The following is a 26,797-nucleotide window of genomic DNA, read 5'->3' on the forward strand; positions in this document are numbered from 1 at the left end:
AGCTATGGTATAATAAAAGTTAATGCTTAAGAGGTATAAGGGGTGATAGAATGAAAGTAATAACCAGTCATCAAGGAACAGATTTTGATTCCTTAGCAGCTATGGTTGCAGCGAAGAAGTTATATCCAGAGGCTACTATGGTCTTTTCAGGTAGATTAAGTCAAAATGTTAAAGACTTTATGTCTTTATATAAAGATAGGATTATTATTAAGCGGCCTAATCAGATTCAGGGAGATATAGAAGAAGAGAACATAAGTAAGTTAATAGTAGTTGATACGAGAATTAGTAGTCGAATAGGTGAATTATCTAAATTAGCAAATCATTCAGTAGTTGATTTGGTTATTTATGATCATCATCCAGAATTAGATGGTGAATTAGATGCAGACTGGGAATTAGTAAAGCCAGTCGGTGCAACTACTAGTTTACTTTGCCAAGAGATTAAAGAAAAAGGAATTGATATTACTCCCTTCGAAGCGACTTTATTTACTTTAGGAATCTATGAAGACACTGGCTCTTTAACTTTTCCATCTACTACTTCTATTGATGCAAAGGCAGTTGCCTTCTTATTAGATAAAGGGGCTAATTTATCAGTTATAGATCAGTTTATTGACCGGCCTTTAAGTCAAGCTCAGCAGGAATTATTTACTCAATTATTGAATTCCTTAAATGTATATAAATTAAATGGATTAAAAATTACTGTTTATAAAGCGGAAGTTAAAGAATATATAGGTGGTATAGCCTATTTAACTCATAAGTTAGATGATTTAAATAGAGCTGATGTGATCTTTACTTTAGTTAGACTGGAAACAAAAGTATTGGTAGTGGCTAGAAGTAATGTAGATACAGTTGATGTAGCTGAAATTGTAATGGAATATGGTGGAGGGGGCCATACAAAAGCTGCTTCAGCCATGATTAAAGATCAAGATGTAAATTTAGCTGAATTAGAAAATGAATTGGTTGATTCTGTGGAAAAAAAGATGAAACCATCAATATTAGCTAAGGATATTATGTCTAGACCAGTTATGATTGTCGGGCCTGATGAATCCATTGGTGAAGCAGAGAAGATTATGCTCCGATATGGTCATTCTGGATTAGTAGTTGTTCAAGATGATGAGATATTAGGAGTAATTTCTCGGAGAGACGTTGATAAAGTAAGAAATTATGATTTAATGCATGCACCAGTTAAAGGATATATGTCGCGGCAAGTAATTACTATTGATGAAGATACTACATTTAAACAAATTCAACATAAGATGGTTGAACATGATATCGGAAGACTGCCAGTATTAGATGAGAAAGGAAATCTATCAGGAATTGTAACCCGTAGTGATATTTTGAAAGTGTTATATGGACAAGCAGATTATATTAAAGGTCAGCAGAATCGTTACGGAAGAAGTATGGTTAAAATTTCAGAAGCAAGTTCTAATGTGGGAGATCTTTTGGAAGAGTTAGATGAAGGTTTATTCAATCTATTAGTAGAAGTTGGTAAAGTAGCTGATGATTCAGGCCTTAATCTATATATTGTTGGTGGCTTTGTTAGAGATTTAATTTTGGGAGTAGAGAATTTAGATATAGATTTAGTAGTAGAAGGTGATGGGATTGAGTTTGCTCAAAAATTAGTTACAGAATTAGATGGAGAAATAAAGGAATCCCATCAAGATTTTGGTACAGCCATAGTTAATTTAAATAATGGATTAAAGTTAGATATAGCAAGTTCTCGAATTGAGTATTATGAATATCCAGCTGCCCCACCACAAGTAGAAGCGGCATCTTTGAAAGAAGATTTATTTAGAAGGGATTTTACAACTAATGCTTTAGCTATTCAATTGAATTCTAAAAAATTTGGTAAGTTAATTGATTATTTTGGTGGTCAAGAAGATTTAGATTCCGGTTTGATTCGAGTCTTACATAATTTTAGTTTCATTGATGATCCTTCTCGGATTTTAAGAGCATTAAAATTTAGTAATCGATATGATTTTGAAATAGAAAGTTTGACTAGAGAATTAATTGAACATGCTATTGACCAGGATGTGATTAAAGGGTTAACAACAGGAAGGTTAGGAAATGAATTAGCGTTAATTTTAATGGAAAAAGTGGCACCTGAGATATTACTTGATCTAAATAGATTTAATCTATTAAAATATTTTCATCCAGATTTGACTTGGACAGAAAAAGAATATAATTTAGCTTTAAAAGTTACTAATATTAAAGAATGGTTAGAAGGGTTAGGAATTGAAGAAGAAGTAGATAATTGTTATTTATACTTAATGATCCTAGTTAGAAGTTTAGATAAAGATGATATTAGGGACTTCTTATTAAAATTTAAATTTCCTAATGATTTAGTATCAAAGGCTATTTTTGTTAAAGAAGAAGTTAAAGAAATTTTGAATTTACTCTTACAATCTAGATTACAGTCAACTATAGTTTACCATAAACTAAATGATCTTAGCATTGAAGAGATGGCTTACTTAGCTTTAATAACTGATCAACCAGAAGTTAAAGAGTGGATTAAAGATTATTTAGTAAAGTTAAGAAGGATAGAATTAGAGGTGACAGGCAAAGATATTATTGAGTTAGGTCATGATCCCGGACCTTGTTTTAGAAGGGTCTTATCTAAGGTTAAAGATAAAAAATTGAATGGAGAATTAGATTCTTATGATGATGAATATAAATATCTTAAAGAATGTTTAAAGCGACTAGAAAAAGGAGGTAAGAATTAAGTGCAGATTTTTGAAATTATACTTTTGATTCCGTTATTACTATTATCTTTATCTTTTCATGAGTATGCTCATGGTAAAATGGCTGACTTATTAGGTGATCCTACACCGGAAATGACTGGTAGATTAACACTTAATCCTTTAGCTCATCTAGATTTAATGGGGACATTAGTTTTATTAATTACTCGAAGATTTGGTTGGGCAAAACCGGTAAAAGTTAACCCTAGACATTTTTCTAATCCACGAAAAGGAATGATGTATGTTGGTATGGCCGGACCGGCAGCAAATATTGCTTTAGCAATAATATTAGCTGTTATTTTTAAGGTTTTTGGAATGACTTTGGTTAACTTTTTTGATATGAGGATTATTAGTACATTTTTTTTAACAGGGGTTATATTAAATATAGGCTTAGCTACATTTAACTTACTACCATTGCCTCCACTGGATGGCTCTAAAATATTAAAAGGTTTACTACCTAGAAGGTTTGATAAAACTTTAAATGAAATAGAGGCGTATGGTCCTTTTATTCTTTTATTTTTAGTTTTTACAGGATTATTACAGGGGATTTTAGGACCTATCGTTAATTTCTTTTATGCATTACTCTTATAATAGAATTGATTTATATTGAATTTATATAAACTATTTTTAAGACTAGTTAATTAAGGAGGATTTAATTATGTCAAAAGGAAGAATTTTAAGTGGTATGCGGCCTACTGGAAGACTACATGTAGGACATTTAGTAGGAGTTTTAGATAATTGGATTAAATTTCAGGATGAGTATGATTGTTATTTCATGATAGCAGATTGGCATGCTTTAACTACTAAATATGATCAGACTGAAGATATAAAAGATAATATTCGAGAATTAGTTATAGATTGGATTAGTGCAGGGATTGATCCAGAGAAGAGTGTTATCTTTCTTCAATCAGATGTTAAAGAAGATGCAGAGTTACATCTGTTATTCTCGATGATTACTTCAGTTAGTAGATTAGAGAGAGTGCCGACTTATAAAGAGCAGATTGAAGAGTTAGGGTTAGGAAATTCTGTACCTTATGGATTATTAGGTTATCCTGTTTTACAAGCAGCAGATATCCTATTATATAAAGGAGACACAGTTCCTGTTGGTAAGGATCAGTTACCCCATTTAGAATTGACTAGAGAGATTGGGCGTAGATTTAATTATCTTTATGAAGAAATTTTTCCAGAACCAGAGCCTAAATTGACTAAAGTACCTAAGTTATTAGGTACTGATGGGCGTAAGATGAGTAAGAGTTATGGGAATGCTATTTTCTTAGCAGATAGTAAAGATGAAGTAGAAGAAAAAGTCAAACAGATGGTAACAGATCCACAGAGAATTAGACTTAAAGATCCAGGAGACCCTGATGTCTGTTCAGTCTATAATTTCCATACTATTTTTAATGAATCAGAGAAGACTGATGAATTGGCAGAAGGTTGTCGTAATGCTGGAATTGGATGCATGAATTGCAAAGGTAACTTAAGAGATGTTTTAGTAGATGAATTAGCAGAGATTAGAGCTAAAAGAAAAGAGTTAGAGAAGAATCCCGAACGAATCGATGAGATCTTAGCTGCTGGAGCTAAAAAGGCTAAAAAGGTAGCTCAAGCGACTATGAAGGAAGTCAGAAGCGCAATGAATCTATAATTGAGGTGAAAGTGTAAAGTGAGCTATGAGGTAAAGATAGATGCCTTTGAAGGTCCCATTCCTCTTTTGCTCCATTTAATTAAGAATGATGAGGTAGAGATTTACGATATTTCTATTTCTGAAATTACAAAACAGTATTTAAATTATATAGCAGCGATGCAAGAGTTAAATTTGGAAATTGCCAGTGAATTTTTAATAATGGCTGCTAACTTAATTGAACTTAAATCTGGTATGTTATTACCAGATGAAGATAAAGAGGAAGAAGAGGATGAAATAGACCCAAGACAACAGTTGATTAGAAGGTTATTAGAATATAAAAAGTATAAAGAATTGGCTGACTGCTTAAGAGATTATGAAGACACACAACATAAAAGATATACTAGAAATATAGAAAGTATTTTAGCGGAGATTGACTCTGAAGAGCCAGAGGTAAATCCGTTAGAGAATATGTCTCTTAATGAGTTTGTGTCTACTTTTGAAGAAGTAGTTGTAAAGAGATTACAACAAAAAGATAAGGTAAAAGATAAAAAAAATGAGTCTAAGGATAAATTATCATACTTAAATAGAGAAGAGATATCTATACAAGATAAGATTGAAGATTTAGCCAAAAGAATGAATAAAGAAAAAGAAGTAAATTTTATTGAATTATTTTCGCAAGGCTGTACTAAACTAGAAATTGTGGTTACTTTTATGGCCTTACTAGAATTAATGAAACAGCATAAAGTCAGAATTAAACAAAGCGATGTTTTTAGAGAAATTATTGTCTATTTGGTTGATTAAAGGAGTTGTCAATAATGGATAAAAGTCAAAGAGCTTTAATAGAAGCTTTACTCTTTACGGCAACAGAGCCTTTACAGGTAAAGGAGCTTAAGCGGGTAACTGAATTGAGTTCAGGTCAAATTAAAAATAAACTTAAAAAACTCAAAGAAGAATATAGTCAGTCTGATCGAGGAATTCAATTATTAAAATTAAATAATGGTTATCAGTTAAGGACTAAACCAGAGTATGAATCTTATATTAATGATTTACATCAACCAGAAGTGGATAACAAATTAACACAAGCTTCTTTAGAGACCTTAACTATTGTAGCTTATAAACAACCAGTAACTAGAGCAGAGGTTGAGGATGTTAGAGGAGTTAATGTAGAAAAGCCTCTTAAAACTTTACAAAAACGTGGTCTAATAGTTGAATTAGGTAGAAAAGAGACAATAGGAAATCCAATTATATATGGTACTAGTGATAAATTTTTAGAGTATTTAGGTTTAAATGATCTAAGTGAATTACCTGAACCGGAAGAGTTCGCACAAAATAAGGATGAGATATTACGAGAAAATAAAGAATTAGTAGATGAAGTAGAGTCATAACATTAATGTTATGACTCTTTTTTTATATTTTTATAATAATGTATAACATTTTAATTATCGGGAAAAATAACCAATGTGTCAAAAGCAAGCAAACTGAAGGGTGAAGGAATATGACTTTAATTTTGTTAACATTAATAATAATTTTATCATTGGTTTTAATAATTCCTATTGATGTATTTATAGAATATAAGCGAGAAGATGGAAATGATGACTTGAAGATTTGGATGCAAGTTTTATTTGGGTTAATAACTTATAAATTACATATTCCTTATTTAGAGATCAAGAAAGTTCTTCGTCGCCCTTTATTAAAATTTAAAGCGGAAATAGAAGCGACTGGTTCACCAAAGATGAAGTTTGAAAAAGAAAAAACATTATCATTTGACGAAATAGATTTTGCAGAATTAAAAGAGCAGGTAGATTTTATAAAGGGATTAGCAGATAAGTTTGAAGCTATAGAGAGAGGTTTAGATACATTTAAAGATGAGTTACACCGTTTGGATGAATTAACACTGCGTAATCCGATTTTATTAAGAATTATCGGGACTTTAGTCTTAAGTATTACAGGAAGATGTAAGAAGCTTGTTTGGAAGACTAAGTTTGGGATTAAAGATCCAGCTATAACAGGGATGATGACAGGGTTTGTATGGGCTATTAAGGGAATAATTTATTCTTTTCTTAATCAAAAATCTAAAAGTATGGCTCAACCAGATTTTGAAGTAAAGCCTAATTTTAATCAAGTTAATGAATTAGAAATTAAATTTGAGAGTATATTTAGCTTATGGTTAGGAAATATTATTATCACAGGATTAAAGATAATTTTTAATAGATATAAGAGGAGGTTTTCGAATAAATGGCAGACCATCCAATTGAAGCATTAATGGATACGGCTATGGAGAATATTAAAGGAATGGTAGATGTAAACACAATAGTTGGTGACCCAGTTGAAACTGCTGATGGGAGTGTGATAGTCCCTATTTCTAAAGTCAGTTTTGGGTTTGCTGCTGGAGGTAGTGAGTATACAAGTCCGAATGAGAATGGTGATAAAAAGAAAGAAGAAAAGAAGCCCTTTGGTGGTGGTAGTGGAGCCGGAGTAATGTTGCAACCGGTTGCTTTTTTAGTGGTTGGTGAAGATCAAGTTAGGTTATTACCAGTAAATAATAATGCGGTTATAGAACGATTAATTAATGTTGCACCAGAATTACTTAAAGAATTTAAATCGATGGCTAAAAACAATTCTAAAAGTGGTGATAATTAAATAAGATATAGATGAGGTATATTTTAGATAAGTTTTAAATGGGAAGGAAGGAAAGATATGAAGTTAATTCAGAGGCAGAAACTTTCGGCATTGTTAATTATATTAGCCATCTTAATGGTGAATAATGTAGCTTTAGCTAAACCAAGTGTAACAGCTAGAGCAGCAATCTTAATCGATGCCGAAACAGGGGAGGTATTATATGCTAAAAATCCTCATCAGAAGCGAGCTCCAGCCAGTACAACCAAAATTATGACCGGAATTTTAGGAATTGAAAATGGTAATTTAAATGGGGAGGTAAAGGCCAGTAGACGGGCAGCTTATGAAGGTGGTTCATCAATTTGGTTAGCAGAGGGAGAAGTATTGATTTTAGAGGATCTATTATATGGATTATTGTTAAATTCAGGCAATGATGCAGCAGTAGCAATTGCTGAACATATTGGTGGTAGTGTAGAAAAATTTGCACATATGATGAATCGAAAAGCTAAAGAAATAGGCGCTTTAGATACAACTTTTCAGAATCCTAATGGACTCCCCCAAAAAGGACATTTAACTACGGCTTATGATTTAGCTATGATAGCTCGCTATGCACTTCAGAATGAAACTTTTGCTAGAATAGTAGATACTACTCGAAAAAAGATTTCGTGGCAAGAACGTAAGCATGGTCGCTCTCTATTAAATACTAACCGGCTGTTAAGGCGTTTTGATGAAGTAGATGGTGTTAAGACTGGTTATACTAGAGCAGCTGGAAGATGTTTAGTCTCTTCAGCAACTAGAAACGGTAGACAGGTAATTTCTGTTGTATTAAAGAGTGCTCAGATGTGGCACGATTCAATGAAACTACTAAATTATGGATTAGATAATTTTAGAAGAATAGAGGTAGTAAATCAAGGTGAAGAGATTTATTCTCTAAACTTAGAAGAGATTGACAATCGAGAACTAAAATTAAAGGTAGCACAAAAGTTTGTTGTTGTAGCTTTTAATAATGATGAAATTACTCTTAAAAAAGAAATTAGCATCAAAAGAAATCTTAAATTGCCTATTGCTCAAAATGAACAAGTAGGTAAGGTTGCCTTTTATATAGATGGAGAAAAGAAAGGAACGATTCCATTATTAGCTAAAGAAGCTATAGTACCTGAATCAAGATTAGATAAGTTTTGGCAGTGGTTAACTACTTTAGGTTAATGTCTAATTTATCTACAGTAGTACCTAATCTTTCATGGCCTTCCCCTTTTTCAACAAAGATATTAATTGCTTTAGTAAGTAAACTATTTGTTTCTTTTGAGCCACTTAGATTAGTTATCATATCAGCCAAACGGGGATGTCTACCTAGATGTCCTCCAGCTTGGATTTGATATCCTTCTTTATCTTTAGTGATGCCATTAGTAGGACAAATATCAATACAATCACCACAGTAAATACACTGATCAAAATTAATTTTGATCTCTGAATCAGAAAGCTTAATGGCTCCTTCAGAACATTTTCTAACACATTTGCCACATTGAATACAAACTTGTTGATTAACTTTAGGTTTTAATTGCCCAATAATAGCAAAGTCTTTAATTTGTGGTTTAGAACAACCATTAACACATCCAGAAATGGCTATTTTGAACATATGGTGTGGTAAAATTAGGTCTTCATTAACCAATTTAGTATGTAATCTAGTTGCAATTTGATTATTTTCTAAATTTTTGATGACTAATTCTTCTGTTTTACCTACATCTATCACATTTCGATTACATCTTTTTTTACCACGACATAATTCTATGTGATACATTTTATCTTTATCAAAGCCAGCTCTTTTGATCATTCTACTTATCATATAATTACTAAACTTTTTCTTGAATTTAGTTAATAATTTTTTCATAATAATCACTCCCCATTTATAAAATACTACCTAATTACTAACACCCAACCCCCAACAACTAACACCGCTAAGTCTATTCTATTAAATTTAGCTTGAAAAATCAATAAATTTATAAGAAGGAGTTTAGTTATAGTTAAGGAATTAGAATAGAGAAGAAGTCAATACTAGTACTTGAGGTGATAATTATGGAAAGGTTACAAAAATTAATGGCTAGCGCAGGAATTGCTTCCAGAAGAAAGAGTGAAGAGATTATTGAAGAAGGTAGAGTAAAAGTTAATGGTAAGGTAGTAACTGAATTAGGAGTGAAGGTTGACCCACAAAAAGATACCATTGAGGTAGATGGGAAAGGAATTGAAAGAGAAAAATTAGTTTATATTCTTTTAAATAAACCAAAAGGTTACATAACTACAGTAAATGATCCGCGGAATCGACACACGGTAATGGATTTGATAAGCCGGGTAAAGGAGTCTGTACACCCAGTAGGTAGATTAGATAGGGATACAGAAGGGTTATTATTATTAACTAATGACGGAGATTTAACATATGCTTTGACCCATCCTAGTCATGAAGTAGATAAAACCTATTTAGCTACAGTTAAAGGTGTTCCCAATCAAGGGACATTAGCAGCTTTAGAGCGGGGAATTGAGTTAAAGGATGGTTGGACAGCTCCAGCTGAAGCTAAATTAGTAGCAGATTTAGAAGATGAATCTATAGTTTCTCTAGTAATTCATGAAGGAAGAAAACATCAAGTTAAAAGAATGTGGAAAGCAGTAGGTCATGAAGTAAAAGAATTAAAGCGGAATACTTTTGGACCTTTAGATTTAGAAAAAGTACCTACAGGACGTTACAGATACTTAAATGAAGTAGAAGTAGAAGAATTAAAAGAAATTGAAAAGAAGATAAAAGCTAATGAAAAGTAAACATTATATAATTCCTATCTTTGTTCCTCATGCAGGGTGCCCACATGATTGTGTTTTCTGTAATCAACGAGAGATTACTGGGGTACAAGAAGGTATGACTTCTAATAAGGCTGAGAGAATAATTCAAGAATATCTTAGTACTATAAGCCAAGAGAGAAGTAAAGTTGAGATAGCTTTTTATGGAGGTAGTTTTACTGGTTTAGATATCAATAGACAGACTGAACTATTAAGAGTAGCATATAAGTATTGTAAAAAAGGTCTAGTAGATAATTTGCGGCTATCTACTAGACCTGATTATATTGATCAAGAGATTTTAGATAATTTAGCTAAATATAATGTAGAAGTAATTGAGTTAGGAGTACAATCCTTAGTAGAAAGAGTTTTAAAAGCTGCTAAACGGGGACATACTGCAGATGATGTAATTAAGGCTACTAAATTAATTAAAGAATCAAATTTTAAATTAGGAATACAGTTAATGCCTGGGCTACCTCAAGCAGACCAAAAAAGTATGCTATATAGTGCTCAACAGACAGTAAAATTAGCTCCAGATCTTGTTAGAATTTACCCGACATTAGTAATTAAAGACACATATTTGGCTAAATTATATTCACAAGACAAATTTGTTCCCATAAGTATAGATGAAGCAGTTAATATATGTAAAGAAGAATTATCATTATTTAAAAAGAATAATATTCCTGTAATTAGAATAGGTTTACAGCCTTCTGATGGGGTTAATAAGGAATCAGTAATTGCTGGACCTTTTCATCCAGCTTTTCGACAATTGGTTGAATCAAGATTAGTTTTAGATAAGATAAAGCAATTTTTAAATGAACAGATTAAACAGATTAATCAGAATAATTTAATTCTTAGAATAAATCCTAGATTTAATTCTACAGTTAGAGGTCAAAAAAATAGTAATCTCAAAGAATTTAAAAATAGATATGGCTTAAAAGTACAAATAGAATTAGACGAGAAATTGAAGGTTGGAGAGATAATTATTAATGGAAAGAAGTTAAGAATATAAATAGTTATAGTTATTGATAAAAAAATTCAATAATTAAAGCTTAAAGATATTATCTTCTTATTAAGTAGGTAAGACTACTAATAAGGAGGTATAAATATGGATAGAATTAAATCTTTGAATTATTAATCTATTAGCAGTTGAGGAAGTAATCCAATTTAGAAATATATCTTATACTATTTATTAAATTTAATTTAAATCTTTGTTAATGAAGGATTTTTTTTACTTTTCATGAATAATATAAGTATCAAATGCACTATACATAACAGTAAGAGGTAAACTTAAATCAAAACCAAAAAGGAGGAAACAACATGGAAGTATTGAAGATAGCATCCAAATCACAACCTAAGTCAGTTGCAGGAGCTATAGCAGCAGTATTAAGAGAAGAGGGTAAGGCAGAATTACAGGCTATAGGAGCAGGAGCGGTTAATCAAGCAGTGAAGGCTGTTGCTATTGCAAGAGGTTTTGTAGCACCAAGTGGGGTAGATTTAGTGGCTATTCCAGCATTTGCTGAAATAGAAATTGATGGAGAAGAGCGCACAGCTATTAAAGTATTTGTAGAACCTAGATAGAAATTAATAATTTATTTTTTTACAAAACCTACCTAGACTTAAGTCTAGGTAGGTTTTGTTTTGGTTTAAGCAGGATAAAAGGAAAAATATGGTGTAATATATTATTAACACGTTATATTAAATAGTATTTTAAAGTAATGGGGTGGAGCCATCTATTTCATTTTTCTTTAAATTATGATAGAATTATATTTAGTGCAAAAATGCACTAAGGAATTAACTTGGTAGGGAGGGCTTGGTTTTGTATCTAAAAAAGATTGAGATGCATGGTTTTAAATCTTTTGCTGATGAAGTAAAATTAGAGTTTGAACCAAATATTACAGCTATTATAGGTCCTAATGGTAGTGGGAAGAGTAACATATCTGATGCTATTCGCTGGGTTTTAGGAGAACAGAGTGCTAAATCATTGCGTGGTAGCAAGATGGAAGATGTTATTTTTGCAGGTAGTGACCAAAGAAGGCCCTTAGGAATTGCAGAAGTAACTCTGACTTTGGATAATAGTGATGGTAGTTTACCTATAGATTATAATGAAGTAACTATTGGAAGAAGAGTCTCTAGGTCTGGTGAAAGTGATTACTTAATTAATAATTCAGTTTGTCGCTTAAAAGATGTTGAAGAATTAATTATGGGTACTGGAATGGGAAAAGAAGCTTATTCAATTATTGGACAAGGTAAAATAGACTCTATTTTAAGTAATAAGTCTAGTGATCGTAGAGGGATATTTGAAGAAGCTGCTGGGATTACAAAGCATAAGAAACGTAAAGATAAAGCATCTAAGAAATTAGAAGATACGGAACATAATTTACAGAGAATTACTGATATTATAGGCGAATTAGAAAAACAAGTTGGGCCTTTAAAAGAAGACGCTAAGAAGGCTGAAAAATATAATGAATATTATACTGAATTAGAATTTTTAGAAGTTAATTTATTATTAAATAGATATAGTGAACTGGATAACAACTTAACTGAGGTTATTAAGAAACGTAAAGAATTAGATAAAGAGACTAATCAGATTCAAACGAAAGTAGCTAAATATGATTCAAAGAAAGAAGAGTTGAATTTAAAATTAGACCAAATAACTGAGAAAATTTCATTAAAAAAAGATAACAGATATCAGATAGAGAATCGTATAGAAAGAATCAATAATAAGATTCAAATATTAAAAGAAAAGCGAAATAACGCAGATTATCGTTTAGAACAATTAGTACAAGAAATTAAAGAACTAAAAGAAGAAATTTCAGGCTTAGGAGAAGAACTAGAAAATAATCAAAGTAATTTAAAGCAGGTAAATCAAGAATTAAATGAACATAAAAATTATTTACAGATTAAAGAAGAAGAATTAGATAAAATGATTAATGATTTAAAAGAAAAAGAAGGTAGCAAGGATAATGCTAAAGAAAGTATGATTGAACATTTAAATCAAATAAATAAGAAACGGAATCAATTAGATAATGTTAAAAGGCAGATTGTTGATATAGAAGAAGAGATAATTGAAAAAGAAGAAGATAAAGAAAAGAATGAGGATCTTTTAAAAGGTTTGAAAGAAGATTTAACAGAAGTTGAGGAGGATATCTTAACTACTAAACGACAGTTTAAAGATCAGCAGCGTGAAGTAAAAGAAAAAGAAGAATATAAAATTAAATTACAAGATAAGTTGCAAGTATTACAAGATGAGTATGAAGACTATAAGTCAAAACAGAATAATTATCAGTCAAAACTAGAAGTTTTAGAAGGAATGCAGGAAAAATATCAAGGGTATTATAGAGGGGTTAAGAGTATACTGCGTTATCGAAAGAGTAATCCTGATTTTGCTAAAATATATGGGGTAGTAGCTGAATTATTAACGGTACCGAAAAAATTTGAAACAGCTATAGAAACGGCGTTGGGCAGTAGGTTACAGAATATTATTGTAGATAAAGATCGAGATGCTAAAACAGCTATTAATTATTTGAAGAAGAATAAAGCTGGACGAGCTACTTTCTTACCTTTGAATTTAGTTAAACCTAGAAGTTTATATCATAAAGAGGAAAAGACATTGAAAATTTCAGGAGCTTTAGGAGTAGCAGCCAATATAGTAGACTATAAGGATAAATTCACACCAGTAGTTAAAAATTTATTAGGTAGAATAATCATAGCTAAAGACATGGATGCGGCAGTAAAAATTTCTAAACAAGCAAACCAAAAGGTAAAAGTAGTTACTTTAGATGGTGAAACTATTAATCCAGGTGGTTCTATGACTGGAGGAAGTTCTTATAATAAGAATGCTAATTTGTTAAGTAGGGGTCGTCAAATAGATGAGTTAAATAAAAAAGTCAAGAGTTTAGATGAAAGATTAGAGGAAATCGGTAACAAAGGGCTTGAGTTTCGCGATCAGATAGTTAATCTTGAAAAAGAGATTAAAAAGAAAAAGAATTTAATTCATCAATTGGATTTAGATTTAACTGGTAAAAGGAAAGATTATCAACAGTTAGAAAAAGAAATCGATAGATTAGAAACTAACAAGGAGCAATTAAATAATTATTCAACTGCTTTAAGTAAAGAATTAGAATCTTTAAGAGATGAAAAGCAGAGTGTATCTAAAGAGATTGAAATTTTAACTGATGGTAATCAGAATATTGAAGGAGCTATTTCTTCTATTGAGAATAAAATTAAGCAGATTGAAGATAAAAAAGAAGATTATAATGAAGAAATAACTAATCTAAAAGTAAAAATGGCTTCGATTAAACAGGAAAGAATTAATTTAGAACAAGAACAAAAAAGATTAAAAGATAATATTCAAAAGGCGAAAGTTAATATTAAGACTAAAGAAGATGAGATTGATAGAATAAATAAGAAAAAAGAAAGACAATCAGAACAGAAAAGTAGTCTTCTTAAAACTAAAGAGAATCTTTATGAAGAAAAGGAGAATTTAAAGAGTGAGTTAAAGAATATTCAAGAAGAAAGAAGAGATATTTCCGAAAGAATTAATGAACTTCAGCAGGATTCACAAGGTATTAGAAAGAAACTAAATAAAGTACAAAAAAGTCTAAATGACTATGAAGTTCAGGAAGCTCAATTAGAAGTTAAATTAGAAAATATAGGAGAGAAATTAATTGACAATTATGAAGTGAATATTGAAGAAAGAATCGATAATCGAGAACCGATTGATAACCATGATAAGATAGAGACGCGTATTAAAGAATTAAAGAAGAGTATTAATAAATTAGGACATGTTAACTTAGGAGCAATAGAAGAGTATGAAACTTTAAAAGAACGTTTTGACTTTATGAAAGAACAACATGCTGATTTAATAGAAGCTAAGGATTCTTTAAGTAAAGTAATTTCTGAAATAGATGAGACTATGCAGGATAAATTCAAGAAAACATTTGATCAGGTTAAAGTAGAATTTGAAAAAATATTTATTGAGCTTTTCAATGGTGGTAAAGCTGAATTGATTTTAGATAATCCTGATGACTTGTTAAAAACAGGTGTTGAAATTAATGCTCAGCCACCAGGAAAGAAGTTGCAAAAATTATCTTTGATGTCTGGTGGGGAAAAGGCATTAACTGCCACAGCTTTAATCTTTTCTTTATTAAAAGTAAAGCCAAGTCCGTTTTATATTTTAGATGAGATAGATGCTCCATTAGATGATGCTAATGTAGATCGTTTTGCTGAATATCTAAATGAGTTATCGTCAATTGCCCAATTTGTATTAATTACACATAGAAAGGGTACTATGAAAATAGCTGATGCTCTTTATGGAGTAACTATGCAGGAGTCTGGAATTTCAAAAATGGTTTCCCTGAAATTAACAGAAGTGGCAAGTTAATTGTGAGCTATCATTACATATTAGTCAATTGAAATTGGGAAAATATAATGATAGTTTTTAAGCAATTTTAAGGAGGAGAAAATATGACGATTGAAGGTATTGCTAAAGGTATAGTTCAAAAATTAGTAGATAAAAGTGTAGAATTAAGTCAAGGTAGATCTGCAGGTACTATAGGTTTTTTAAATGGTGAAGGATATGTAGATACTATATCTGAAATTGTAGATGGTGGTATTTCTGGTTTGCCTTATCGGATGATGTTAGGTAAAATTACTGATATAGATGGTAGGTCATTATTGGAAGGAATTAATCAATTACCAGATAATGCTGTCATTATTACTACTAATCCTGGAAAGACTGGTTTAATTGTTGATACTGGAGGAATTAATATTTTTAATTTACCAGTGGTTAGTATCGGGGTTAAGCATTCAGAAGAAGCTGGCGTAGGAATTGTGTATCCTAAAGATGAATATTTTAATCTTGCTACTAAATCAGAAAATATTCAGATTAAACGATTAGCTGCTAGGGATATGGATGAAGAGAGAGAGATTTTAAAGGAATCCTCTAAGTTAAGACTTAAGTATTTAGATGTTAGTGAAGAATTAAATGTTACGGATGTAAAAGAGGAGAAATTAGAGGTTGCTTCTATGTCAGAAGAAGATTGGCAAATACCTCGAGTTGAAGTAAATTCAATAGATGAAGAATTTGTAAATGACTTAGTACAGAAATCCATTGAAGTAGAGAAAGGTAGAGAGGTTGCTGCCATAGGTGTTATTGAAGATGGTCATGTAGTTAGAAAAGGTAAATTAGTAGTTGGAGGAATGGGATATGTTCCTTCGAGAATGTTAGCCTCTAGCTTTACTGATGTGAATGGAATTTCTTTAAGAGAAGCATATAGTAAATTTATTCCTAATAATGTAATTATTGTTCATACTCATCCTGGCGGAACCGGAGTTATGCATATGGGAGATGCTATGGCTGGACCTGGGACATGGGGAAGACCAATAATTGCTATTGGTCATGATAAGGAGGGAAAAGTTAAAGGTGCTACAGTTATTGAGCTACAGAATAAAGTAGCTGAATTAGCTGATGAATATGAAGAAGTAGGTCAAAATTTCTATGATGCTGAAACTCCAGAGGAAGAAGCTAAAATTAGAAAGAGGAGATTTGGGATTGCTCAAGAATATACTGATTTATGTAAGCCTATTAAAATTAAGTAGTAAATGATTTTTGGGGGGAAGATGATGTTTAAGAAATTATTTGGTAGAGGAAAAAAGAAAAAAAAGGAAGAGGAACAAGAACAAGAAGAAATAGAATTTAAAGAAGAAAAGCCAGAGGAAGAGAAAAATACAGAAGAGACTCAAGAAGGTACTGGAGGAGTATTTTCTAAATTTAAGACTCATGATCCTGATAAGGTTGAAATAGAAGAGAAAGAAGAAGAGGAAGAAGGATTCTTTTCTCGGTTAAAGAATGGATTATCTAAAACTAGAAATTCTTTTGCCTCACAGGTTCAGAATTTATTTACTGGTCGCAGTAAAATAGATGATGAATTATATGAGGACTTAGAAGAAATCTTGATTCAAGCTGATGTAGGTGTTAATACTACTATGAAATTAGTAGATGAATTAAGAGAGAAGGCTAAGGATCAAGGAGTGAAAAAGCCAGCTGAATTACATGATATTTTTAAAGAACAATTGAGTGATATTTTAAGTGGAGGGGTAGATGATGTTTATGATGAGCATCAATTAACAATCTTAATGGTAGTAGGTGTTAATGGAGCAGGTAAAACTACAACTATTGGGAAGATAGCTCAAAGAGCGAAAGGGAATAACCAAGATGTACTTTTAGCTGCAGGTGATACTTTTAGAGCAGCAGCAATTGAGCAGTTAGAAGAATGGAGCAATAGAGTAGGAGTAGATGTTATTTCTCATCAAAAAGGTTCAGATTCAGCAGCGGTAGCTTATGATGCAGTTCAAGCTGCTAAATCTAGAGATGTGGATTTATTAATAGTTGATACTGCTGGGAGATTACATACTCAAGATAATTTAATGAAAGAATTAAAGAAAGTTCGTAGAATTGTCGGACGTGAATCAGACGGGGCAAGAGTAGAAGTATTATTAATTTTAGATGCTACTACTGGACAGAATGCCATTTCTCAGGCTAAGACATTTAATAAAGACGTTAAAGTAGATGGTATAGCGTTAACCAAACTTGATGGAACTGCAAAAGGTGGAGTTATTCTTGCGGTTAAAGAAGAGTTAGGGATTCCGATTAAATTAATAGGAGTAGGGGAAGGGATAAAAGATTTACAGGATTTTGAACCTGAAACTTTCATAGATGCATTATTTGATTAAGATTAAACTTAAACCTTGACAGCACATAAGCACTATGTTATACTATCACCTGTAAAGTATTTTTACTTAACACACATTGCAGGTGATATTTTTTGTTAGAGAGAACTATTAAAATAGGTAATTTATTTGATTTTTATGGAGATTTATTGACAGACAAACAACAACAGATAGTGAAACTCTATTTTTATCATGATTTATCTCTAGGAGAGATTGCTGAAGAATATGAAATTAGTCGACAGGCTGTTTATGATAATTTAAAGCGTGCTGAAGAAGCATTAGAAGATTATGAAGCAAATTTAAGTTTGGTAAAAAGACATAAAGAGATGCAAGAACAAGTTGATAATTTAAAAGAAATGATTAATAAAATTTCTGAGCAGATTTCTAAAGAGGAATTACGAATTTTACAAGAGATTGCTGATAAATTAGCTGATTAATAAAGTTAAGGAGGGAATTTAGAAAGTGATATTTGAAGGCTTGGCCGAAAAATTACAGGGTACCTTTGATAAGTTACGAGGTAAAGGAAAATTATCTGAAGAAGATGTTAAGGCTGCCTTAAGAGAGGTTAAATTAGCCTTATTAGAAGCCGATGTTAACTTTCGAGTTGTAAAGAATTTTATTAAAGATATTGAAGAACGTGCTATTGGTCAAGAAGTATTAGAAAGTTTAACACCTGGACAACAAGTAGTTAAGATAGTTAATGAAGAGCTAACAGAATTAATGGGTGGAACTCAAAGCAAATTAACTTTAGCTTCAAATCCTCCAACTGTTATTATGTTAGTAGGACTACAGGGAGCAGGTAAGACTACAACAGTTGGTAAACTAGCTAAAAACCTTCATAATAAAGGTAGACGTCCTTTATTAGTTGCAGCAGATATTTATCGTCCTGCAGCTATTAAACAATTACAAGTATTAGGTGAAAGATTAGAACAACCTGTTTTCACAATGGGGGATAAGCAAGATCCTGTTGATATAGCTAAAGCTGGGGTTAGTCATGCTGAGTCCAACGGTCGAGATGTAGTAATTATAGATACTGCTGGTAGACTTCATATAGATGAAAAATTAATGGGTGAGTTAAAGAATATCAAAAAAGCTGTAAAGCCTCACGAAATCTTATTAGTAGTTGACTCTATGACAGGTCAAGATGCAGTTAATGTAGCTGAAAATTTTGATGATGCCTTAGGCGTTGATGGAGTTGTTTTAACTAAGTTAGATGGTGATGCTCGTGGTGGAGCAGCTTTATCTATTCGAGAAGTAACTGGTAAACCAATAAAATTTTCTGGTATTGGGGAAAAGTTAGATGATCTAGAACCATTCCATCCTGATCGTATGGCTTCTAGAATTTTAGGTATGGGTGATGTCTTAAGCTTAATTGAAAAAGCAGAACAGAATATAGATGCTGAAAAAGCTAAAGCCTTAGAGGAAAAATTACGTAAAGAAGAATTTACTTTAGAAGATTTTCTAGATCAAATGGACCAAGTAAGGAATATGGGGCCGTTAGATCAGATTATGGATATGCTTCCAGGGATGGGAGATATCAAAAAGCTTAAAGGTGTAAATATGGATGAAAATCATTTAGATAGAATCGAAGCTATTATTAATTCTATGACTTTAGAAGAAAGAAGAAATCCTGATATTATTAACGGTAGTCGTCGTAGGAGAATAGCTCAGGGTAGTGGAACAGAAGTACAGGATATAAATAGATTATTAAAGCAATTTAAACAGACTAAGAAGATGATGAAGCAGGTTGGAGATATGCAAAAAGGAGTGGGGAAAGGTGGACTAAAAGGCAAATTCCCTTTCTTATAAAGCTTATTATTATAAATTTTAATTTATCCTATATATTATCATAGGTTTTAATATCATTTTAAGGAGGTGATAGATATGGCAGTTAAGATTAGATTAAAAAGAATGGGTGCTAACAGAAATCCTTCTTATAGATTAGTAGTTGCTGACTCTCGTAAACCACGTGATGGTAGATTTATTGAGGAATTAGGTCACTATAATCCGACAACGGAGCCTGAGACTATTAAAGTTGATGAAGAGAAAGCTCTAGATTGGTTACAAAAAGGAGCTCAACCTTCAGACACTATTAAAACATTATTCGGTCGTAAGGGTATTATGAAGAAGTTTGATGAGCTGAAAAATAAGTAGGCATCATCTATTTACTTAGGAGGTGTCTAGTATTTTGAATGAATTAGTAGAAATAATTGCTCGTTCTATTGTTGATAACCCAGAGGAAGTAAAAGTAAACAAAATTGAAGGTGCTAAATCTGTAATTTTAGAACTTCAAGTTGCTGAAGAAGATATGGGAAAAGTTATCGGGAAACAAGGTAGAATAGCTAAAGCAATGAGAACAGTAGTAAAAGCAGCGGCTACTAAAGAAGGAAAAAGAGTAATAGTTGAGATTATTCAATAGTTTATGTTCTTAAAAGAGCTAGGGTTAAAACTCTAGCTCTTATCTTAATTATGGGAAATATTTATATTTTTTTTATAATTGTTTAGAATAAAGATTATAATGTAATTAATATAAAGAGGTGTTAGTAATGACAGAAGAGCTAATTACTATCGGTAAGATAACTAAACACCAAGGAAATAAAGGAGAAGTTCGAGTACTTCCCTTAACTGATTATCCCGGTCGTTTTGAATTATTAGATCAGGTAATTGTAGAGAAAGGAAGTAAACAAGAGAGATTAAATATTGAAGGACTAAGATATCATAAAAAGTTTATAATTTTAAAATTTGCTGAAATTGATGATATAGGATCTGCTATTGAATATAAAGATTTTTTAGTTAAGATTTCTGAAAGTGAAGCGATTGTATTACCAGAAGAGAGCTACTATTTACATGATATCCTGGATTTAGAAGTAGTTACTGTTGATGGAATAGAATTGGGGGTAATTACTGATATTTTAGAAACAGGTAGTAATGATGTTTATGTAGTCAAATCTAACGAGAAAGAACGATTAATTCCTGCTTTAAAAGAGGTAGTAAAAGAGGTTGACTTAGAAAATGGCCAGATGATTATTAAGCCGATTAAAGGATTACTTTAAGGTGGTACATAATGATTAAATTTGATATATTGACTATTTTCCCAGAAATTTTTAATGCTTTAGACGAAAGCATTTTAAAGAAAGCCCAAGAGCAAGAGTTAATAAATATAGAGGTTACTAATATTCGTGATTATTCTTTAGATAAACATTGTAATGTTGATGATTATCCTTACGGTGGAGGTGCAGGTATGGTAATGAAGCCTGGACCTATCTTTAGAGCTGTAGAAGCGGTGCAGACAGATAAAGCCAAGGTACTCTTTATGTCTCCCCAAGGTAAGACTTTTGATCAAGAAATGGCTAAAAAACTTGCTACAAAAGAGCATTTAATTATTCTATGTGGTAGATATGAAGGAATAGATGAAAGAATTAGACAAGAATTAATAGATGAAGAAGTTTCTATTGGAGATTATGTTTTAACTGGAGGCGAATTTCCGGCTATGGTTTTAGTTGATGCTATTGCCAGAATGGTTCCTAGTGTTTTAGGAACTAAAGCATCAGCGATTGAAGATTCTTTTTATAATGGGATTTTAGATTATCCTCATTATACAAGACCTAGTGTTTTTCGTTCTTTAGAAGTTCCAAAGGTTTTATTAAGTGGTAACCATCAAAAAATAGCTCAGTGGCGAAAGAAGAAATCATTAAAACGTACTTTACTTAGAAGACCGGATTTATTTAAAAATGTTGAATTAACAGAGGGAGAAAGAAGTATTTTAAATGAATTAAAGGATGAATTAGAGATAGAATAATTTAGGGGGTGAGAGAGTATTCCTAATTTATATTTAAGTTTAATTCATAATCCTGTCTATAATAAGAATAATAAGGTTATTACTACTACAGTTACTAATCTTGATTTACATGATATTGCTCGAGCTAGCAGGACTTATAATATTAATAAATATTATATAGTAAATCATCTTAAATCTCAGCAAGAATTAGTTAAAAAAATGCAAGAATATTGGGGAAGTGATTTTGGAGCAAAGTATAATCCTGATCGCCAAGAAGCTTTTAGTATTTTAGATATTAAATCTAATTTAGACGATGTAATTAAAGAAATTAAAGATGAGACAGGCAAAACCCCTGTTTTAGTCTCTACTGATGCGCGTAAATATGAAAATACAATTGGTTATCAAGAATTAAGAGATAAGATTCATAATGAGGATAACCCTTATTTAATGCTGCTTGGTACTGGTTGGGGATTGACTGAAGAGATGATGAAATCTGTTGATTATATTTTAGAGCCAATCTATGGCCCTGGTAAATATAATCATCTCTCTGTTCGAAGTGCAGCGTCAATTATTTTAGATAGATTATTAGGTGAAACCTGGTGGGAATAACTTAAGAATTATTGCTTGTAATCATTATTTATTTATGTTATAATGTAGTCTGTATGATCACAGGCGGTCCTCTATTTACTTATTAAATATGAACGTCTTAGAGGAAGGAGGAAATATCATGGAAGATTTACTTCAAGCTGTAGAACAGGATAATATGAAAGATAGTATACCTGAATTTAGAGCTGGAGACACAGTTGAAGTTCATGTAAGAGTTGTCGAAGGTGGTAAAGAAAGAATTCAGGTTTTTGAAGGTATTGTTCTTCAACGTAAAGGTGGAGGAGTTAGAGAATCATTTACGGTTCGTAAAATTTCTCATGGAATCGGTGTAGAAAGAATATTCCCGGTTCATTCTCCTAAAATTGCTAAGATAGAAGTTGTTAAACGAGGAGATGTAAAACGTTCTAAGTTATTCTATCTTCGTGAACGTAGAGGTAAAGCAGCTAGAGTTAGAGAAAAGAAAGAACTTTAAGATGTCTTTAATGGAGGGGACTGGCACTAAGCCTGTCCTCTTTTGTATATATTTAGTGAATTGGTTATTTTGCGAAAGGACGGGAACATAATGGGAATTTCAAAGGCAGAAATAAAGGAATATTTAGAGGCTGTAGTCATAGCAGTTATATTATCATTTATAATAATTACTTTTATTATTCAAGCATTCTATATTCCTTCTGGATCTATGCGACCTACTTTAGAGCCTGGAGATAGGATTTTTGTAAATAAGTTTATTTATAGATTTAAGAACCCTGAACGTTTTGATATAATTGTCTTTAAGTATCCGGTTAACCCTAGAAAGAAATTTATTAAAAGGGTGATTGGATTACCTGGAGATACAGTGAGCATTGATAATGGGACAGTTTATGTTAATGATCGACCGCTTAAAGAGAATTATACCTTAGATGTAGGATATAGTAATTACCAAGAGGTTGAGGTACCACCTAAACATTACTTTGTATTAGGTGATAATCGTAATAATAGTGAGGATAGTAGATTTTGGGGATTTGTGCCTAGAAAGAATGTAATTGGTAAGGCATTAGTTAGGTTTTGGCCGTTAAGTAGAATTGGTTTAATTAATTAAATAATATATAAAGTAGGTGAGACCATGATTAATTGGTACCCAGGACATATGGCTAAGGCAAAGAAAAAATTGCAGGAAAGATTACAATTAATAGATGTAGTAGTTGAATTATTAGATGCTCGTATTCCAGTAAGTAGTAGAAATCCAAATATTGATGAAATTTTACAAGATAAAAAAAGGATTATTGTTCTTAATAAAATGGATTTAGCTGATAAAGCAATTACTAAAGCTTGGAAGAAGAAATTAGCTCAAGAGGATCCTGCTATAGCTGTTAATTCATTAAATGGTCAACGAATTAATTTAATTACTAATCATGCTAAGAACTTAATGGCTGATAAGTTAAATAAATTAGTTAGAAAAGGTAGAAAGAAGCGAAATATTCGTTTAATGATTGTAGGGGTTCCTAATGTTGGGAAGTCTCAATTAATTAATCAATTATGCAATCGAGGTAGTACTCGAACTGGAGACCGTCCAGGAGTAACCCGGGGACAACAATGGGTTAAAATTAAAAAGGGATTTGAGTTATTAGATACTCCTGGGATTCTATGGCCTAAGTTTGAAAGTGAAGAAGTGGCTTTTAGATTAGCAGCTACTGGTGCTATTAAATCAGATATTTATGATAATGAAACAGTTGCTTACAAATTATTAAAATTTTTGAAAGATGTTATCCCTGATACTCTTCAAGAGAGGTTCAATCTGGATTATGTTAGTGCTGACACTTTAGAGTTAATGGAAGATATAGGTCGCAAGAGGGGTTGTTTGATGTCAGGTGGTAAAGTAGATAGAGAAAGAACTGCAGATATAATCTTGTATGAGTTTAGAAAAGGAGACTTAGGACGGATCAGTTTAGAAATTCCTAGTCAATCTTAAGTGAGGTTTTAAAATGGAATTAGAAGAACTATCAATTAAAGAAATTAAATCTGAATTAAAAGAGATGGAGTTAGAAGCTGTCTCTGAAGAGCTAATTATGGAGTTAGAATCTGATTCTAGAAAAGGGGTTCAAAAACTAGCTAAGCAATATCGTCGGAAAAAGCAACGAGCTAGTGAAGAAAGAATTAGATTTCATAAGATGCAGGAGATTGAAAATAGTTGTTATGCTAAAGGATATAAATTAATTGGTGGAATCGATGAAGCAGGAAGAGGTCCACTGGCTGGTCCAGTAGCTGCGTCAGTTGTTATTTTACCTAAGAAAATATATATTCCTGGACTAAATGATTCTAAGCAGTTATCTGAATCAAAGAGAGAAGAATTATTCGATATTATTAAAGAGGAAGCTATAGATTATGGAGTAGGTATTATTGATTCTAATCGGATAGATGAAATTAATATTTTAAATGCAAATTATGAAGCTATGAAGCAGGCAATTGCTAAATTAGAGAAAACTCCTGATTATTTATTAGTTGATGGAGAAGAGATTCCTAATTTAGATATTGATCAGAAAAAGATCATTGATGGTGATGCTAGAAGTATTTCCATAGCAGCAGCTTCAATTCTTGCTAAGGTAACTCGAGATAGAATGTTAGTGGAGTATGACCAAGAATATCCAGAATATGGGTTTGCAGGACATAAAGGTTATGGTACAGCAGAACATATTGCTGCTTTAAATGAACATGGACCTTGTAAGATACATAGATATACATTTAGTAAAGTAAGAGAAGCTGCTTTAGGAGAAGATTATTATTTGTTCAAAGAAGGCTTAGAGAAAGCAAAGTCTATAGAAGAGATAGAAGTCATTGCTAATACTATTAAAGAATGTGAAAAGATCTTATCTCAAATTGAGTTAGATGAGCTGCGTAATATATTTATAAAGCAGAAGAGAAAAATAGGGTGAGATAGATGCGATTAAAAACTGGAGATGTTTTAACTGGGATTGTCTTGGAGGTTAAGGAGAAGACAGCGGTAATTAATTTTGGTAATTATGCTTTAGAAGCTAAAGTTTTAACTGATTTAGAGGTAGAAGAGAAAGTAAGAGTTGAGGTTAAAGGTACATATAAGAATACTGTTGTTTTGAAAGTGTTAGATCGAGATATTCGTAAAGGAATTGGAAAAAATTCAATTGATGTACGAGTCTGAGGTTATATCTATTCTGTAGGGAATGGATATAGCTTTTTTGTTTAGTTTTATAATAAACAAGGAGATTAAAATAGTTTATTGAAGTTTTAATCAATTGAATTGTAATTTATATTTATACTTAATGAAAGAGAGGTTTCATTCAAATCTTATGAAAAAATACTTATCTATAAAGATTATTGATAGATACATAATGAAGGAGTTTTTTGGTTTATTTATAGCTGGAGTAGCAGTCATTGTGGTAATTATGTTAAGTAATTTTTTATTTCAATTAGCTGATATGATTGTAGTGGAAGATGTCTCCAAAATAGTAGTTTTAAAGTTATTATATTATAAATTGCCGGAAACTGTTGTTCAAACTTTTCCTATTGCTATATTATTTGCAGTTATGGTGGGAATGGGGAGGTTAAGTAGTGATAATGAGTTTGTCGCCATAAGAATGGGTGGGGTTAGTCTTTATCGTTTCATTGTGCCTTTGCTTATCTTAGGGATTTTGATTAGTATAATGACTTATTATTTTAATGAACAAATAGTTCCCTGGTCTAATCGTAGAGCTGAAAATATTATTCAACAATCTATTTTGGAGACAACTGTACCAGAGATTAAAGATAATGTCTTTTTTAAGGGCCCTAATGATAACAGGCTTTTTTATGTTAAGCATTATAGCAAACATAGTTCAATTTTAAAGAAAATAGTTATCTTAGATTATGCTAGTACAAAGATTTATCCTAAAATGATTACAGCAGAGACTGGTACTATAACTAAGACTGGTTGGCAGTTAAGGAATGGTATTATTCATATATATAATAAAAATGGTCATTCAGTGTCAGAAAGAGAATTTAATAGAATGGATATAAAAATAGTTCAGTCTAATCAAATGGATAATAGCTTTACAGACCAAAAAACTCCATCAGAGATGAACCGGGCTGAATTAAAGAAAGAAATTAATATATTGAAGGATAGTGGTTTGCAAGTGGATTCGTTATTAGTAGATTATCATTTAAAGTTAGCTAAACCATTTATCGCTCTCATTTTTATTTTAATTGGTACTCCATTAAGCTTAATCACTAAAAGTAATCGAGCTTTAAATACTGTATTAACTGTTATCATAATGTTTTTATATTATATTACTTTATCATTGGTTCGTTCATTAGGTAGAAATGAATTCTTACCAACTTTAATGGCTGCATGGCTACCAAATATTATCTTTGGATTAATAGGATTAATATTGTTAATTTGGAAAGAAGAATTTTATAAATTATTATCTAAATTCAACTTATTTTCTTCATAATCTTCCAGGAAAATAATGTATTATATAGAATGTTATAACATATAGAGGTGAAAAATGATGCTTAGCAAGCAAGAATTAGGAAGATTAGGAGAAAAATTAGCCAGTAAATATCTATTAAAGAAAGAATATCAAATTATAGAGCAGAATTATCGTTGTAGGTTGGGGGAGATAGATATTATAGCATATAAAGATAATTATTTTATCTTTGTAGAAGTTAAGGCTAAACAGAATCAAAACTTTGGTCTACCACAAGAAGAGGTTGATTTCCGTAAACAGCAAAAGATTCAACAGGTTGCTCGTTATTATATTAGTCAGAATCCAGATTTAAATGTTGATTTTCGTTTTGATGTAATAGCTATCTTATATCAGGGAGATGATGATTATCAATTATCTCACTTAAGGAATGCATTCTCTGTTGTTTAACCATAAATTTTCTTATTAAGAGAGG

29 protein-coding genes are annotated in these 26,797 nt (G+C 31.4%); 28 read left to right on the forward strand and 1 reads right to left on the reverse strand.

The features are described from left to right. The first annotated feature begins 50 nt into the window (after positions 1–50). The 8 genes from B5D41_RS06685 to B5D41_RS06720 all read left to right on the forward strand — a co-directional run bounded on the left by B5D41_RS06685 (position 51) and on the right by B5D41_RS06720 (position 8,178). The gene (locus B5D41_RS06685) at positions 51–2,720 is read left to right on the forward strand and encodes a CBS domain-containing protein (RefSeq protein WP_078809850.1); all 2,670 of its coding nucleotides are present in this window, start codon (positions 51–53) and stop codon (positions 2,718–2,720) included. Further along, a complete protein-coding gene (locus B5D41_RS06690) occupies positions 2,721–3,326 on the forward strand; it encodes a site-2 protease family protein (protein WP_234983908.1) in 606 nt (201 codons plus the stop codon). It begins immediately after the preceding gene. Positions 3,327–3,393: 67 nt separating this feature from the next. Next, positions 3,394–4,377 (forward strand): tryptophan--tRNA ligase, encoded by a 984-nt coding sequence (trpS, locus tag B5D41_RS06695; RefSeq protein ID WP_078809851.1) that lies wholly within the window; start codon positions 3,394–3,396, stop codon positions 4,375–4,377. Positions 4,378–4,395: 18 nt separating this feature from the next. Beyond that, positions 4,396–5,157: a segregation and condensation protein A gene (locus tag B5D41_RS06700; protein ID WP_078809852.1), complete on the forward strand. Its 762-nt coding sequence runs from the start codon at positions 4,396–4,398 to the stop codon at positions 5,155–5,157. Positions 5,158–5,171: 14 nt separating this feature from the next. Further along, entirely contained in the window at positions 5,172–5,741 is a 570-nt protein-coding gene (scpB, locus tag B5D41_RS06705) for an SMC-Scp complex subunit ScpB (protein WP_078809853.1), read from the forward strand. 110 nt (positions 5,742–5,851) lie between these two features. Continuing rightward, positions 5,852–6,619: a DUF2953 domain-containing protein gene (locus tag B5D41_RS06710; RefSeq protein ID WP_078809854.1), complete on the forward strand. Its 768-nt coding sequence runs from the start codon at positions 5,852–5,854 to the stop codon at positions 6,617–6,619. Then, on the forward strand, positions 6,592–6,996 hold the full coding sequence (gene ytfJ, locus B5D41_RS06715) for a GerW family sporulation protein (RefSeq protein WP_078809855.1): 405 nt from the start codon (positions 6,592–6,594) through the stop codon (positions 6,994–6,996). The genes B5D41_RS06710 and ytfJ overlap by 28 nt, the downstream gene beginning before the upstream one ends. Positions 6,997–7,053: 57 nt before the next feature. Then, positions 7,054–8,178, forward strand: coding sequence for a D-alanyl-D-alanine carboxypeptidase family protein (locus B5D41_RS06720; protein WP_078809856.1), 1,125 nt, complete (start codon positions 7,054–7,056; stop codon positions 8,176–8,178). On the opposite strand, the gene B5D41_RS06725 is transcribed toward B5D41_RS06720, so the two are convergent. Further along, a complete protein-coding gene (locus B5D41_RS06725) occupies positions 8,165–8,860 on the reverse strand; it encodes a 4Fe-4S binding protein (protein WP_078809857.1) in 696 nt (231 codons plus the stop codon). The genes B5D41_RS06720 and B5D41_RS06725 overlap by 14 nt on opposite strands. Before the next feature lie 185 nt (positions 8,861–9,045). Here B5D41_RS06725 and B5D41_RS06730 point away from each other — a divergent pair, with 185 nt between their 5' ends. The 20 genes from B5D41_RS06730 to B5D41_RS06825 all read left to right on the forward strand — a co-directional run bounded on the left by B5D41_RS06730 (position 9,046) and on the right by B5D41_RS06825 (position 26,772). After that, entirely contained in the window at positions 9,046–9,780 is a 735-nt protein-coding gene (locus B5D41_RS06730; RefSeq protein ID WP_078809858.1) for a pseudouridine synthase, read from the forward strand. Further along, positions 9,770–10,804: an elongator complex protein 3 gene (locus B5D41_RS06735; protein ID WP_078809859.1), complete on the forward strand. Its 1,035-nt coding sequence runs from the start codon at positions 9,770–9,772 to the stop codon at positions 10,802–10,804. The genes B5D41_RS06730 and B5D41_RS06735 overlap by 11 nt, the downstream gene beginning before the upstream one ends. A 308-nt stretch (positions 10,805–11,112) precedes the next feature. After that, positions 11,113–11,373 carry a stage V sporulation protein S gene (locus tag B5D41_RS06740; RefSeq protein WP_078809860.1) on the forward strand — a complete coding sequence of 87 codons (261 nt, stop codon included), beginning with the start codon at positions 11,113–11,115 and terminating at the stop codon, positions 11,371–11,373. A 238-nt stretch (positions 11,374–11,611) separates the two neighbouring features. Continuing rightward, a complete protein-coding gene (gene smc, locus B5D41_RS06745; RefSeq protein WP_078809861.1) occupies positions 11,612–15,178 on the forward strand; it encodes a chromosome segregation protein SMC in 3,567 nt (1,188 codons plus the stop codon). An 83-nt stretch (positions 15,179–15,261) separates the two neighbouring features. Further along, the gene (locus B5D41_RS06750; RefSeq protein WP_078809862.1) at positions 15,262–16,395 is read left to right on the forward strand and encodes a peptidase S7; all 1,134 of its coding nucleotides are present in this window, start codon (positions 15,262–15,264) and stop codon (positions 16,393–16,395) included. Positions 16,396–16,419: 24 nt separating this feature from the next. After that, a complete protein-coding gene (ftsY, locus tag B5D41_RS06755; RefSeq protein ID WP_078809863.1) occupies positions 16,420–17,529 on the forward strand; it encodes a signal recognition particle-docking protein FtsY in 1,110 nt (369 codons plus the stop codon). A 92-nt stretch (positions 17,530–17,621) separates the two neighbouring features. Continuing rightward, positions 17,622–17,963, forward strand: coding sequence for a YlxM family DNA-binding protein (ylxM, locus tag B5D41_RS06760; RefSeq protein WP_078809864.1), 342 nt, complete (start codon positions 17,622–17,624; stop codon positions 17,961–17,963). Between the two features lie 25 nt (positions 17,964–17,988). Next, positions 17,989–19,335, forward strand: coding sequence for a signal recognition particle protein (gene ffh, locus B5D41_RS06765; RefSeq protein ID WP_078809865.1), 1,347 nt, complete (start codon positions 17,989–17,991; stop codon positions 19,333–19,335). 75 nt (positions 19,336–19,410) lie between these two features. Beyond that, positions 19,411–19,680, forward strand: a complete 270-nt coding sequence (gene rpsP / locus B5D41_RS06770) for a 30S ribosomal protein S16 (protein WP_078809866.1) — start codon at positions 19,411–19,413, stop codon at positions 19,678–19,680. Between the two features lie 34 nt (positions 19,681–19,714). After that, complete coding sequence (locus tag B5D41_RS06775) at positions 19,715–19,945, forward strand: KH domain-containing protein (protein WP_078809867.1); 231 nt, start codon at positions 19,715–19,717, stop codon at positions 19,943–19,945. Positions 19,946–20,072: 127 nt separating this feature from the next. Then, positions 20,073–20,579 (forward strand): ribosome maturation factor RimM, encoded by a 507-nt coding sequence (gene rimM, locus B5D41_RS06780; protein ID WP_078809868.1) that lies wholly within the window; start codon positions 20,073–20,075, stop codon positions 20,577–20,579. 14 nt (positions 20,580–20,593) lie between these two features. Then, positions 20,594–21,325, forward strand: a complete 732-nt coding sequence (gene trmD, locus B5D41_RS06785) for a tRNA (guanosine(37)-N1)-methyltransferase TrmD (RefSeq protein WP_078809939.1) — start codon at positions 20,594–20,596, stop codon at positions 21,323–21,325. A gap of 18 nt (positions 21,326–21,343) precedes the next feature. Beyond that, positions 21,344–21,913 carry an RNA methyltransferase gene (locus B5D41_RS06790; protein ID WP_078809869.1) on the forward strand — a complete coding sequence of 190 codons (570 nt, stop codon included), beginning with the start codon at positions 21,344–21,346 and terminating at the stop codon, positions 21,911–21,913. Positions 21,914–22,031: 118 nt separating this feature from the next. Beyond that, positions 22,032–22,382 carry a 50S ribosomal protein L19 gene (rplS, locus tag B5D41_RS06795; protein WP_078809870.1) on the forward strand — a complete coding sequence of 117 codons (351 nt, stop codon included), beginning with the start codon at positions 22,032–22,034 and terminating at the stop codon, positions 22,380–22,382. A 90-nt stretch (positions 22,383–22,472) separates the two neighbouring features. After that, entirely contained in the window at positions 22,473–22,988 is a 516-nt protein-coding gene (gene lepB, locus B5D41_RS06800; RefSeq protein WP_078809871.1) for a signal peptidase I, read from the forward strand. A 24-nt stretch (positions 22,989–23,012) separates the two neighbouring features. Next, the gene (gene ylqF / locus B5D41_RS06805; RefSeq protein WP_078809872.1) at positions 23,013–23,858 is read left to right on the forward strand and encodes a ribosome biogenesis GTPase YlqF; all 846 of its coding nucleotides are present in this window, start codon (positions 23,013–23,015) and stop codon (positions 23,856–23,858) included. A gap of 13 nt (positions 23,859–23,871) precedes the next feature. Next, positions 23,872–24,819 (forward strand): ribonuclease HII, encoded by a 948-nt coding sequence (locus tag B5D41_RS06810; protein ID WP_078809873.1) that lies wholly within the window; start codon positions 23,872–23,874, stop codon positions 24,817–24,819. Positions 24,820–24,824: 5 nt separating this feature from the next. Then, the gene (locus B5D41_RS06815) at positions 24,825–25,061 is read left to right on the forward strand and encodes a hypothetical protein (RefSeq protein WP_078809874.1); all 237 of its coding nucleotides are present in this window, start codon (positions 24,825–24,827) and stop codon (positions 25,059–25,061) included. A 148-nt stretch (positions 25,062–25,209) separates the two neighbouring features. After that, positions 25,210–26,349: an LptF/LptG family permease gene (locus B5D41_RS06820; protein WP_159442913.1), complete on the forward strand. Its 1,140-nt coding sequence runs from the start codon at positions 25,210–25,212 to the stop codon at positions 26,347–26,349. Between the two features lie 54 nt (positions 26,350–26,403). Continuing rightward, positions 26,404–26,772: a YraN family protein gene (locus B5D41_RS06825; RefSeq protein WP_078809876.1), complete on the forward strand. Its 369-nt coding sequence runs from the start codon at positions 26,404–26,406 to the stop codon at positions 26,770–26,772. The last annotated feature ends 25 nt before the right edge of the window (positions 26,773–26,797 follow it).

Source organism: Selenihalanaerobacter shriftii, assembly GCF_900167185.1.
GTDB classification, from domain to species: Bacteria; Bacillota; Halanaerobiia; order Halobacteroidales; family Acetohalobiaceae; genus Selenihalanaerobacter; species Selenihalanaerobacter shriftii.